This window comes from Trichocoleus sp. FACHB-46, assembly GCF_014695385.1.
Taxonomy (GTDB): domain Bacteria; phylum Cyanobacteriota; class Cyanobacteriia; order FACHB-46; family FACHB-46; genus Trichocoleus.
Genome location: NZ_JACJOD010000010.1, coordinates 58822 through 70459 on the forward strand (window position 1 = coordinate 58822; position 11638 = coordinate 70459).

An 11638-nucleotide genomic window follows, 5' to 3' on the forward strand; every position below is an offset into this window, starting at 1 on the left:
TAAAGTACTAAAAATTAACTATCAGAAATCCTACTTACAGGAGCGTTGGATAAGTTGGAAAATCACAAAGAAAAGATACTAGTAGTTGATGACGAAGCCAGTATCCGCCGCATCTTAGAAACTCGGCTTTCGATGATTGGCTATGATGTCGTCACGGCTGCTGATGGTGAAGAAGCCTTAGACACATTTCGCAATGCTTCACCTGATCTAGTTGTTTTAGATGTAATGATGCCGAAGCTAGATGGCTACGGTGTATGTCAGGAGCTTCGTAAGGAGTCCGATGTGCCGATCATCATGCTAACAGCCTTAGGTGATGTCGCCGATCGCATTACTGGGCTAGAGCTGGGTGCGGATGATTATGTGGTGAAGCCCTTCTCACCCAAAGAGTTAGAAGCTCGAATCCGCTCGGTGCTGCGTCGGGTAGAGAAGACAGGCACTTCAGGGATTCCTAGCTCTGGCGTGATCCACGTCAATGCTCTGCGCATTGATACCAACAAGCGCCAAGTTTACAAAGGTGACGAACGGATTCGGCTGACTGGGATGGAATTCAGTCTCTTGGAACTACTGGTGAGTCGTTCTGGAGAACCCTTCTCTCGCTCAGAAATTTTGCAGGAAGTTTGGGGCTACACACCTGAGCGCCACGTAGATACCAGGGTTGTAGATGTTCACATTTCTCGCCTGCGGGCTAAGTTGGAAGATGATCCCAGCAATCCTGAATTGATCCTGACTGCACGCGGCACTGGCTATCTATTCCAGCGGATTGTTGAGCCTGGTGCAGATGAGTAAGGCTCAGTTCATCGCTGTTGATCAGATCTAACTACGCCCGCTTACTTTTCTACTCTTTCCTGCTGCATCGGTTTCACTCACTGTGGCTGATTGGATGCGTACCAACTACTTTTCGGCTAGGCTCCAAGCAAGGGCTTAGCCGCCTGGTAAAGCAGTAAAGCGATCGCTCAGCCTTGACAGCTACATCTTGAGTGGCATAATTTTGGCGAATCTTTGCACTTCCGCAAAATTTGTTGAAGTGACTGAGTAGACTGTTAGTAATTGAAGATGGCGTAGAAGCCATCTGATAAAATTTGTAAGGTTTCTATAACTTTGATCAATGGGACCAACTCGGGCACGGATCGCAATCGATGCTATGGGCGGGGACCACGCCCCTGCTGAAATAGTCGCTGGAGCGCTGCGAGCGCAAGAAGAACTCGGTATTGAAGCTTTGCTAGTAGGAGACCCTGACCAAATCCAGGCTTACCTCAAGCAACATAATAGCTCTGCTCATCTGGAAATCATTCCATCCGAAGGCACAATCGAGATGAATGAGGAGCCACTGGGTGCCCTAAAGCGGAAGCCTAAGGCATCTATTAATGTGGCAATGGATTTGGTTAAGCAGAAGCGAGCTGACGCAGTGGTTTCTGCGGGGCACTCAGGGGCAGCAATGGCGGCAGCATTACTGCGCTTGGGGCGGTTGCGTGGCATTGATCGACCTGCGATCGGAGCTGTGTTGCCAACCCTAGTGGCTGGAAAGCCAGTGCTAATTCTAGATGTTGGTGCCAATGTTGATTGTCGCCCGAAGTTCTTAGAGCAGTTTGCCCAGATGGGTACTATCTACAGTCAGTATGTTCTGGGTGTTTCAACTCCCAAAGTTGGCTTGCTCAATATTGGTGAAGAACCTTGCAAGGGCAATGACCAAGCTGTTCGCACCCATCAAATGTTGCAAGATAACCCCAAAATCCCATTTGTCGGCAACGCTGAGGGCCGCGATGTTCTATCAGGTCAGTTTGATGTGATCGTCTGCGATGGCTTTGTCGGTAACATTCTGCTGAAGTTTGCTGAGGCAGTGGGTGAAGTTGCTTTGCAAATTCTGCGAGAGGAATTGCCGCAAGGTCTGAATGGCAAGTTGGGTGTCACGCTATTAAAGCCAAATCTGAAGCGCATTAAGCAGCGGATGGACCACGCAGAGCACGGGGGCGGTCTGCTTCTAGGTGTGGATGGTGTTTGCATTATCAGTCATGGTAGCTCTCAAGCACCTTCTATCTTTAATGCGGTGCGACTAGCGAAGGAAGCTGTTGATCATCAAGTTTTAGATCGGATTCAGTCGTGTTATGGAAGAAAGACGGCTCCTGCAAGTGAGGGAGAGTAGTCGTGTTGCCATCTGGAATTGCGATTACTGGGAGTGGGTCAGCTGCTCCCAAAACTGTTTTAGATAATGCAGGGTTGAGCCAGGTCGTAGAAACCTCAGATGAGTGGATTGCCACTCGGACGGGAATTCGGGAACGAAAACTGGCCAGTCCACAGGTTTCTCTGGCTGCGATCGCGACTGAGGCGGCTCAAAACGCGATCGCGATGGCAGGAATTACAACGGCTGACCTCGACCTGATCATTCTGGCGACTTCGACTCCAGACGACTTATTTGGCACCGCTAGCAAAATTCAAGCGGAACTGGGCGCTACCAAAGCAGTCGCTTTTGATTTGACTGCGGCTTGCTCTGGTTTCGTGTTTGGCTTGGTGACTGCGGCCCAGTTTATTCGTACTGGCGTTTACAAAAACGTCTTGTTGATTGGGGCAGATATGTTGTCCCGTTGGGTCGATTGGTCCGATCGCCGCACTTGTGTGCTGTTTGGGGACGGCGCAGGTGCGGTAGTGATCCAAGCCAATGAGAGCGATCGCCTCCTGGGATTTGAAATTTGCAGTGATGGCACCCAGAATAGTTCACTCAATTTGAGTTACCAACCTCGGCCTCAAGAACTCTTGCCTGGGGTGACAGTAGGTCTAGGCTCCTATCAACCTGTGACCATGAACGGGCAAGAAGTGTACCGCTTTGCAGTCAAGCGAGTTCCAGAAGTGATTGAAAAAGCGCTATATCGCTCAGAACTCAGCATTGATCGAATTGATTGGTTGCTATTGCATCAGGCGAATCAACGCATTCTTGATGCCGTGTCCCAACGGCTAAAGGTGCCTGCTGAGAAGGTGATTAGCAACTTGGCTCGGTACGGGAATACTTCTGCTGCTTCTATTCCCATTGCCCTAGATGAAGTAGTGCGGCAAGGTCAAATCAAACCTGGAGATGTAATTGCAGCTTCTGGCTTTGGGGCTGGGCTGACTTGGGGAGCGGCAATTTTCCAGTGGGGCCGATAAGTGATAAAGTTTGAATCTTGATCCGCTGATATCAACTAGACATGACAAAGACGGCATGGGTGTTTCCTGGACAGGGGTCTCAGGCAATTGGGATGGGGGTAGATCTGCTAGAGCTACCCGAAGCAAAAACCAAGTTTGAGCAAGCAGAACAGATCTTGGGTTGGTCGGTTTCGGCAGTCTGTCAAAGCGAAGAAGACAAGCTATCGCGTACCCTCTATACCCAGCCTTGTCTTTATGTTGTGGAAAGCATTTTAGTTGACTTGATGCAAGCCAAAGGACAACAGGCTGATTTGGTGGCAGGTCATAGCTTGGGCGAGTATGTAGCACTTTATGCAGCTAAAGCTTTTGATTTTGAGTCTGGACTGCGCTTGGTGAAGCGTCGAGCTGAGCTGATGGATAGTGCCTCTGATGGCATGATGGCGGCTGTGATCGGCTTCGATCGCGAGCAACTAGAACAACAAATTGCTCAAACTGCTGATGTGGTCTTAGCCAATGACAACAATGCAGGCCAAGTCGTGATTTCTGGCACTCCGGCTGGAGTTGAAGCCGTTCTATCTCAAATCAAAGCGAAACGAATGGTTCGCCTCAACGTGTCAGGTGCATTTCACTCGCCCTTGATGGCTGAGGCGGCGGCAGAATTCCAGCAAGTCTTAGAAACTGTGAGTTTTGCTGATGCTCGGATTCCCGTCCTGTCGAATGTAGAACCTACCCCAGCGATCGCGGCTGCCGAACTGAAGCAGCGTTTAGTGCAACAAATGACCGGATCGGTACGTTGGCGAGAAATTTCTCTGCGCTTACCGGAAGAAGGAATTGGCCGAGTTATAGAAATCGGACCCGGTAAAGTCCTAACTGGTTTAATTAAACGCACCGCTCCTGATTTAGCCCTAGAGAACGTCAGCACTGCTGCTGATCTTCCCAGCTAAGTGAGTAGCAAACCAACACTGATGGGCAAAAGCCGCGAACCTCGAATTAGCCTCTTCCTCTACCACCTATTCAAGTGGTCGGTGGTCAGCCCTATGCTGCATAGCTATTTCCGAGGACGAATTTATGGGGCAGAGCATGTACCCCACCAAGGACCACTCGTGATCGTCAGCAATCATGCTAGCGACTTCGACCCGCCCATTGTTTCCTGCTGTGTCCGCCGACCCGTGGCTTACATGGCGAAAGAGGAACTATTTCAGGTGCCCGTGCTCAAGCAAGCGATTCGGCTCTACGGAGCTTACCCAGTCAAACGCGGCTCGGCAGATCGGAGCGCCATTCGGGAGGCTATGGCTGCTTTAGATCAGGGCTGGGCCGCAGGTATTTTTCTGCAAGGCACGCGCACCGTGGACGGTCGTATTCCTAGTCCTAAACTGGGAGCTGCATTGATTGCGGCTAAAACTCAAGCTCCATTGCTACCTGTAAGCTTATGGGGCACCCAAGCCATCATCCGTAAAAGCTCAGCAACACCTCGACCTGTGCCGTTGACAATTCGGATTGGACAGCCAATTCCACCGCCGCGATCGACAGAGCGAGAAGAACTAGAAGCTGTGACTCAGCAGTGTGTTGAGGTGATTCATGCCATGCACGATTTAGGGCGATAAATCCCAATACCCTTTAGAGCAACGAACTACCACCAAAGAGAGTTTGCGAGTAGCTAAGGACACCATGAAAATAGGCATGGTTCTAAGCTTCCTCACCGAATAACACCTATCACAAACTCTTGGCTTGTTGCCTGTTGTAAATATGAATGAACGACCTGCCAGAGATTTCTGGGACCGACTGAATAATGTGGCACTCGTTCGCTTTTTATTACTATTTGCATCTGGCTGGGCTTTGGTACAGCTACTAGCGTATTTCGAGACTGTAATTGTCACATTTACCCTAGCAGCAGTTTTGGCATTGTTACTTAACTATCCAGTGCGGTGGTTACAACGGTTTTTGCCGCGCGGTTTAGCTATTGGTTTGGTGTTTATTTCTAGTTTGGTCCTGTTTAGCGGGCTGGCAGTAACGGTAGGTTTTACTTTAGCGTCTCAGGCTCAAGAGTTAGTTGACAGAATTTCGGAAGTTCTTAACTCTTTAATTCCCTTAACTGAACGCATCGAACGGTTTCTGCGCGATCGCAACATTCCAATTCAGCTCAATGAGATTCAAAGACAGTTTCAAACCCAGTTCTTGTCGGAAGTTGGAACAAGTATTGGTTTGGGACTGGCGGCATTAGGCGTATTTTTTTCTAATTTTATTAATTTCATCCTAATTACAGTCGTTGCCTTTTTCATGTTGCTAGATGGCAGGCGGCTTTGGCAATTGTTAATGAAACTGGTGCCTGTTCATCTGCGCTCTCGGTTCACGCTAGTTGTGCAACGTAAGTTCTTAGGTTTTTTTCGTGGCCAGTTTTTGCTCACTGTATTTCTGACCACCACTAGCTTTTTAGTATTTTTAATTTTACAGGTTCCGTTTGCTTTGCTTTTAGCCATGATGGTCGGGATTCTGGATACGATTCCGGGAATTGGAGCGACCTTAGGCGTGGCGTTGGTTTCGCTAATTGTTTTGTCTCAGAGCGCCTGGTTGGCGCTACAAGTCTTAGTGGCTTCAGTTGTTTTGCAACAAGTTCAAGATAACTTCATTGCCCCACGAGTGATGCAAGAGTCACTCAATATCAATCCTGTGATCGTCTTTTTTGCATTGCTAGTAGGAGCAAGAGTGGCAGGTCTGTTAGGAATTTTTTTGGCGATTCCTATTGCTGCTGTTTTAGTGAGCTTATTTGAAATTGATGAAATGAAAGCGGAACCCGCTGAAAAAGTGTTACAGGAGCAAGTGCTCCAAGAAGACACGTTACAAGAAGACACGCTAAAATGAGCCGAGTTTAAGAGGTCGTGGTCAATGTCAGGTTTGGACAGTGTTAGAGCAGATTTAGCAGAGATGCTGGATGAGGCGGAGTGGAACTGGTTGATGCCTCATGCTCAGCGAGATGTGCTGCTGGTTGTGGCTCCAGGATTGAGCTTGTTAGATGTAGGAGTGGCGATCGCCAGTGATAATGTAGCCGAAGTGCAGAGCTGGATTCAGCAGAACTTATTAGCTAAGCCGACTGCAACTCAATTATCTGACTGGAACAGCGATCAGGAGAAACGCTTTAGTGCCTTGATTGTGCGGCCCTACGTTTTAGTTCAAGAGCTATCTGTCCCTTCTGATACTCCTGAAGTTAAGGGAAGTTATTAACCGCTGGCTCAGGAGACTCAGATGTATTGAGGAGCTGACTGAGACGCGAGCCTGTCCGACCTGTCGCAACCCAAAGTATGGCTCTAGCTCCATCTCGCACAGCTTTTTCCAGCGATTCTGGCGATTGTCCAGAAGGGACAGATACCGGCTTAAAATCAATTCCCCGACTACCTAAAACAATTTCACCAATCACTTGGGCTCGGCGCATATGGTAGTCAGAGGTAATCAGGTAAACGCTGTCAATCCCTTCCGCCTTGAATTTATCGACCAAGGTTGTGAAGTTGGTGACAGTATCAACGGCTTCGCGATCGATAATTACGCGATTGGGTGCAATTCCTGCCTCAGCAAAGGCCCACTCTGTATATTCTGGATTGCTGCCACTTGAAATCCAGACTGATATTTGAGGATGTTCCCGCGCAAATTCAGCCGCAAATACTTCCCGCTCCGGAGCACCACCTAGGACTAGCACCGCTTGGGGCTGCCGGAAGTAACTTCTAATTTCTCGGTACCCTAACCACAAGACAGCAGGGAGTAACAGCATCAACCACGGAAATGACTTGCGGCGAGACTGAGACTTTTTTGAGCGTTTACCTTGCTGTGCTCTAGGATAGATAGCTTCCCTCGACTGCATACTTAAAATCGTAAATAGTGTAACCTGGAGCCCCTAGGTCGTTCCTAGCACGACAGCGAGTGATTCCCCAGTAAAAGAGTACCCTCAAATTTAAGCAAACTTGTGGAGAATCGCTCTTTTATGGTGAAATTCTATGCTTTCTGCTAACTCTGACGCACCACTCCTTAGCATGGTTCACCCCCACTAACGAATAGTCAGGAAAAGTAGCTCAATTTCATGGGCGATCGCTGACTGAGACTAGTACCCTGAAGAGACAGTACCCTACAGATTCAGTGGCAGGAATTTAGCCGCATTGGAGGTTCTATGGCCAGCTACTCATTCCCAGATGATTTTACTTGGGGCGTAGCCACTGCCTCTTACCAAATTGAAGGGGCAGTCGCAGAAGATGGCCGAAAACCTAGTGTTTGGGATACCTTCAGTGAGACTTCGGGACGTGTGCTAAACGGAGATACAGGCGAAAGTGCCTGTGAGCATTACCATCGTTACAAAGAAGATATTGCCTTAATGGCCCAATTGGGAATTAAGCATTACCGCTTCAGCATCGCTTGGCCTCGGATTGTGCCGACTGGTATAGGTCCAGTGAACGAAGCAGGCATCGATTTTTACAAGCGTTTAGTTGATTGTCTCCAGGAACATGGCATCACACCTCACGCCACCCTGTTTCATTGGGATAGCCCCCAAGCTTTAGAAGACCGCTATGGCTCTTGGCGGAGCCGAGAAATGGCTCAAGCTTATGCTGACTATGTGAGCGCGGTGGTCAGTCGCTTGGGCGATCGCATTACCCACTGGATGACGATCAACGAGATTTCTTGCTTTACCCATATGGGCTACGCAGCCAATCAAATTCCCGTCCATGCGCCAGGAACGACCGTCAAAACGCTAAAAGAAGTTTGGCAAACCTCTCACCATGCTGTTTTGGCTCACGGATTAGGTTGCCAAGCGATTCGCGCAGCTTCTCCTGGTCCTTGTTCCGTAGCTTTGGTGGACAACTTCACAACCACCGTTCCCTTAATCGAGTCGTCAGAGCACATTGCTGCTGCCCAAAAAGCCTTTGGCTCTCTCATGTCCAACGGTGGAATTATTTTTCCAGTTTTAACTGGAGCATACAACCCAGATTTATTGGAAAAACTCGGTGCTGATGCTCCAGATATTCAAGATGGCGATCTAGAAAATATTCATCAACCTTTAGATGCGATCGGCCTCAATATCTACTTCGGTAGCTACGTCCAAGCGTCTGACAATCAACAAGGGTATGAAGTTCTCGACTTCCCTGTTGGTTATCCTCGGATGCACATGCCATGGCTACATATCGTACCGGAAAGTATTTATTGGAGCATTCGCCACATCAGCGAAACTCTAGGCAGACCTGACTTGCCCGTTTTTATTACCGAGAATGGGTGTGCCGCTCAAGACGAATTGCGACCCGATGGCACTGTGATCGATAGCGATCGCATTATGTATTTGCGTCAGCACCTCAAGTCGGCTCAGAGAGCGATTAGTGAAGGTTACCCACTTAAAGGTTATTTTCTCTGGACGTTTATGGATAACTTTGAGTGGGCTTGGGGGTACGATCGCCGCTTCGGGATTATTTACACCGACTACCCCACCCAAGCCCGGATTCCTAAGGTTAGCTACCATTGGTATAGCGAGTGTATTCGGCAAAATCGCGTTGTGTAGTCTTCAACCAGGGAAGCAAAACTTCAATGCATGTGACTATTAACAGCAACAAACTTTGCATTGAACTTAACTTCTGGGAAAAACTCTGGGCTTTGCAGTTCAATTACACTTGGCAAATCCCTCTTGATCACATCGAGCGAGTTACCACAACCGCGCCTTCAAGTAATTGGAAAACACTCATCTGGAAAGAAGTAAAGCTACCTGGAACCTTTGTGCCAGGTGTAATTAAAGCTGGGACTTATTACACAGATCAGGGTCGGGAGTTTTGGTATGTCACAGATGACAAAAACTATTTAATTCTCGACCTAAAAAATGAGTTTTACCAAAAAGTGATTTTGACTGTAGAACAAAATCAACTTTTGGCAGAGCAATTGAATTTAGAGCGCTAACGGTTGAGCTTATTTCTCCTAAGTCTTTGATGAGTTCGTTGGCATCGAGCAAGGCAGTAATAGTACAGAGATTACCAATCATGCCTTGGTAATATTTAGCGCATGAAAGCTTTAGAGCTTGTTCTAGCTTGAGTTTGGTTCTCAGCCTCTGGCAGTTTTTGCTTTACACAAACTTCATCAAATATCGCTAAAAATACATCGTTAGTTTAAACAGAGATTAAATAAGTCAAGCCAAATTAAGTAGAGATTAAATTAAAATTAACCTTTGCTTAACCGTTTCTAAGGCTGGAATTTCTGATTAAAGGTTGCTCTTCTACTATGTCTTCTCCTGCATTAGCTTCTATCTAAAGCAGGAAAATATACCTGTTTTGTCCTTGTCTCATTAGGGTGGATGACTTTTTCTGCTAACTTGCTGAGTCCACGCTTCGAAGGTACCGAGCAACCATGATTTCTATCTCCTCTAGAAAAGTTGTTAAATTTCTAGCGTTTGTTGTCCTAGGCTTGCTTTCCTTCAGTCTGTTAGGGCAACTTTCCAAGGTTCTATGGGGTGGCGATCGCCAGTGGATTACGTCGTTGGCTCATGTCTTTGATCTAGATCGAGAAAAAAATCTGCCTAGTTTGTATTCGGCGGCAACGCTATTTATTTGCGCTTTTCTGCTAGCGTTCATTACTTGGGTTAAGCGTCAAAATCGCGATCGCTATGTTTGGCATTGGGGATTTCTGTCTTGTATTTTTCTCTTCCTCAGTGCTGACGAATGGACTAGTATTCATGAAAAAACCATTGAACCGCTTAGAGCTTTGCTCGGTAGCAATGGTGGTGGAGTTCTATACTTTGCTTGGGTCGTTCCCGGTGCCCTTTTTGTGGGCGTTGTCGCGATCGCCTATCTCAAGTTTTTGACCGATTTGCCTCCTCGCACCAAGCGACTGGTTTTGCTCGCGGGCACGCTCTATGTTGCTGGGACTTTAGGCATGGAAATGATAGACGGGGCCTATGCCAACCAGTATGGGACGCGCATTTGGGGGACGCAAGGCTTAAGACTTAGCCTGGAGGCAGGAGTCTATACGCTAATGATGACCTGCGAAGAAGCTCTAGAGATGGTGGGGGTACTAATTTTTATCTATACACTGCTCTCTTACCTGGGGGATTGCATTCAGGAAGTCCGCATTCGGATCGATGCTGACAGAAATCCAGTTTTGTCTGATGTGGTTGTTGGTGCAGCAATGCCGAATAGAGGACGGGCTTAAAGAATCTAGAGGCTTTGTAGGTATCGGTATAGCAACCCAATCACAATTGCGGGTTGTTCCAACTGTGGCAACACGCCTGCATCTGGAATCACTTGAAAAGCTTGCACTGCCTTGGGGTTCAGTTGAGCCAAACGCTGCCCTAGACTAACACTTGTAAATTGGGCTTGCTCCCCCCACACCATACAAGTTGGTACAGTGAGCTGGCCTAAATATTGAGCTAAATCGAAATAGAGATCACCGCGTAAAAAAGCCAGTGCCGCATATTCAGCATTGGGTTGCTGAGCGGAAGCTAAGTAAGCAGCCACCATTTCTGTAGAAACCCGCTCTGGCCGAGCGAAAAGAAATCGCTCCAGAAAGTTCCGTACTGCCACTTCATTTGTCGCTCCTACCGTGTAAATGAGGCTATCCAGTAGGGGCGTGCGGATTAATTGCAGCGGGAGGCGACGGCCTGCGCTTTGCCCAAAGTCATCAAATCCAGCGGGACATACTAGAAAGAGCGATCGCAAGAGATTGGGCTGTTGAATGGCTAAGCGAATCGCGATCGCCCCTGTAAGGGAAGCAGCCACCACACAGACAGGTTGCTCAGATACCTGTTGCAGAAACTCCCCTAAAGTTGTTAAATAATCAGCCACTTGGTAATCTCGCACCGGATGGGCGGATTGTCCCCAACCTATTAAATCTGGCGCAATAATTCGGTGAGTAGTAGCAAAAGCGGCATAAACCTTGGACCACTCATAAGCGGAAGCTCCACCTCCAAAGCTGTGTAAAAAAACGAGTGGTGGTAACTCATCGCTATTGGCTGGAACCCAAGATTCTGGGCTGTGGGATTGAGTGTAGTAGGCGATCGAACCTAAAGAGGTTTGAACTACACCTTGCCGAAAACCCGGAGGTTGAAACTGGAGCATATCTTGTCATGCTTAGTATCTTCACTCCTAAGGATATGAAACAAACTCTCACTCTGATAACGGCGATCGCGCTTTCTCTAGCCAGCACTGTTTCTGTTCGTGCTGCTTTGCCCGATCAAGAAACCTACGATTTTGTTACCGAGCGCTACAGCTTATTGCTAGAAGACACAAGAAGCGGCTGTAGCAACTATGCCAATCCTGCCACTCTGTCTCAAGCATCAGACAACTCACCCCTGCTGACTGTGAGAGTTCTTCAAATGCGCGGAGAAGGTGGCGGTTCCCTGTGTAACGGGGTCTTTGAGTTCAAGCAGTTGAATGTGAATTGCCAAACAGCAGAGGTCATGTACCGTGACCTAATCGGCTCACCTGCTAACTGGACCGAGCAACCCTACCAAAATGAAGATCTGGCGAATAAGGTTTGTTCGCTACTTTAATGAGTGGAGACAAAATTGCTCCAT

At 48.0% G+C, this 11638-nt stretch carries 13 protein-coding genes; 11 read left to right on the forward strand and 2 right to left on the reverse strand.

What is annotated here, in order from left to right:
* The first annotated feature begins 54 nt into the window (after window positions 1–54).
* The 7 genes from rpaB to H6F72_RS06240 all read left to right on the forward strand — a co-directional run bounded on the left by rpaB (window position 55) and on the right by H6F72_RS06240 (window position 6333).
* Window positions 55–786 (forward strand): response regulator transcription factor RpaB, encoded by a 732-nt coding sequence (rpaB, locus tag H6F72_RS06210; protein WP_190432840.1) that lies wholly within the window; start codon window positions 55–57, stop codon window positions 784–786.
* Window positions 787–1105: 319 nt separating this feature from the next.
* On the forward strand, window positions 1106–2140 hold the full coding sequence (gene plsX, locus H6F72_RS06215) for a phosphate acyltransferase PlsX (RefSeq protein WP_190432843.1): 1035 nt from the start codon (window positions 1106–1108) through the stop codon (window positions 2138–2140).
* A gap of 2 nt (window positions 2141–2142) precedes the next feature.
* Window positions 2143–3135: a beta-ketoacyl-ACP synthase 3 gene (locus H6F72_RS06220; RefSeq protein ID WP_190432845.1), complete on the forward strand. Its 993-nt coding sequence runs from the start codon at window positions 2143–2145 to the stop codon at window positions 3133–3135.
* 41 nt (window positions 3136–3176) lie between these two features.
* Window positions 3177–4058, forward strand: coding sequence for an ACP S-malonyltransferase (gene fabD / locus H6F72_RS06225; RefSeq protein ID WP_190432847.1), 882 nt, complete (start codon window positions 3177–3179; stop codon window positions 4056–4058).
* Window positions 4059–4718 (forward strand): lysophospholipid acyltransferase family protein, encoded by a 660-nt coding sequence (locus H6F72_RS06230; RefSeq protein WP_370527457.1) that lies wholly within the window; start codon window positions 4059–4061, stop codon window positions 4716–4718.
* A gap of 142 nt (window positions 4719–4860) precedes the next feature.
* Window positions 4861–5973 (forward strand): AI-2E family transporter, encoded by a 1113-nt coding sequence (locus H6F72_RS06235; RefSeq protein WP_190432849.1) that lies wholly within the window; start codon window positions 4861–4863, stop codon window positions 5971–5973.
* A 24-nt stretch (window positions 5974–5997) separates the two neighbouring features.
* Window positions 5998–6333, forward strand: a complete 336-nt coding sequence (locus H6F72_RS06240; RefSeq protein ID WP_190432851.1) for a DUF2288 domain-containing protein — start codon at window positions 5998–6000, stop codon at window positions 6331–6333.
* Here H6F72_RS06240 and H6F72_RS06245 read toward each other — a convergent pair.
* A complete protein-coding gene (locus H6F72_RS06245; protein WP_190432854.1) occupies window positions 6317–6964 on the reverse strand; it encodes a YdcF family protein in 648 nt (215 codons plus the stop codon). The genes H6F72_RS06240 and H6F72_RS06245 overlap by 17 nt on opposite strands.
* Before the next feature lie 303 nt (window positions 6965–7267).
* Between H6F72_RS06245 and H6F72_RS06250 the strand changes: the two genes are divergently transcribed.
* The 3 genes from H6F72_RS06250 to H6F72_RS06260 all read left to right on the forward strand — a co-directional run bounded on the left by H6F72_RS06250 (window position 7268) and on the right by H6F72_RS06260 (window position 10275).
* The gene (locus H6F72_RS06250; protein ID WP_190432856.1) at window positions 7268–8641 is read left to right on the forward strand and encodes a GH1 family beta-glucosidase; all 1374 of its coding nucleotides are present in this window, start codon (window positions 7268–7270) and stop codon (window positions 8639–8641) included.
* A 26-nt stretch (window positions 8642–8667) separates the two neighbouring features.
* Entirely contained in the window at window positions 8668–9030 is a 363-nt protein-coding gene (locus tag H6F72_RS06255) for a hypothetical protein (protein WP_190432858.1), read from the forward strand.
* A 444-nt stretch (window positions 9031–9474) separates the two neighbouring features.
* Window positions 9475–10275, forward strand: a complete 801-nt coding sequence (locus H6F72_RS06260) for a hypothetical protein (protein ID WP_190432860.1) — start codon at window positions 9475–9477, stop codon at window positions 10273–10275.
* A gap of 5 nt (window positions 10276–10280) precedes the next feature.
* On the opposite strand, the gene H6F72_RS06265 is transcribed toward H6F72_RS06260, so the two are convergent.
* The gene (locus H6F72_RS06265; RefSeq protein WP_190432863.1) at window positions 10281–11180 is read right to left on the reverse strand and encodes an alpha/beta fold hydrolase; all 900 of its coding nucleotides are present in this window, start codon (window positions 11178–11180) and stop codon (window positions 10281–10283) included.
* An 8-nt stretch (window positions 11181–11188) separates the two neighbouring features.
* Between H6F72_RS06265 and H6F72_RS06270 the strand changes: the two genes are divergently transcribed.
* Complete coding sequence (locus tag H6F72_RS06270) at window positions 11189–11614, forward strand: hypothetical protein (RefSeq protein WP_190432865.1); 426 nt, start codon at window positions 11189–11191, stop codon at window positions 11612–11614.
* Window positions 11615–11638: the final 24 nt, after the last annotated feature.

What these genes read in the sequence shown, in the direction of transcription:
- H6F72_RS06260 (WP_190432860.1), top strand. Translation starts at nt 9,475, where the DNA reads ATGATTTCTATCTCCTCTAGAAAAGTTGTTAAATTTCTAGCGTTTGTT.
- H6F72_RS06250 (WP_190432856.1), top strand. Translation starts at nt 7,268, where the DNA reads ATGGCCAGCTACTCATTCCCAGATGATTTTACTTGGGGCGTAGCCACT.
- fabD (WP_190432847.1), top strand. Translation starts at nt 3,177, where the DNA reads ATGACAAAGACGGCATGGGTGTTTCCTGGACAGGGGTCTCAGGCAATT.
- plsX (WP_190432843.1), top strand. Translation starts at nt 1,106, where the DNA reads ATGGGACCAACTCGGGCACGGATCGCAATCGATGCTATGGGCGGGGAC.
- H6F72_RS06270 (WP_190432865.1), top strand. Translation starts at nt 11,189, where the DNA reads ATGCTTAGTATCTTCACTCCTAAGGATATGAAACAAACTCTCACTCTG.
- H6F72_RS06240 (WP_190432851.1), top strand. Translation starts at nt 5,998, where the DNA reads ATGTCAGGTTTGGACAGTGTTAGAGCAGATTTAGCAGAGATGCTGGAT.
- H6F72_RS06235 (WP_190432849.1), top strand. Translation starts at nt 4,861, where the DNA reads ATGAATGAACGACCTGCCAGAGATTTCTGGGACCGACTGAATAATGTG.
- H6F72_RS06245 (WP_190432854.1), bottom strand. Translation starts at nt 6,964, where the DNA reads ATGCAGTCGAGGGAAGCTATCTATCCTAGAGCACAGCAAGGTAAACGC.
- H6F72_RS06265 (WP_190432863.1), bottom strand. Translation starts at nt 11,180, where the DNA reads ATGCTCCAGTTTCAACCTCCGGGTTTTCGGCAAGGTGTAGTTCAAACC.
- H6F72_RS06255 (WP_190432858.1), top strand. Translation starts at nt 8,668, where the DNA reads ATGCATGTGACTATTAACAGCAACAAACTTTGCATTGAACTTAACTTC.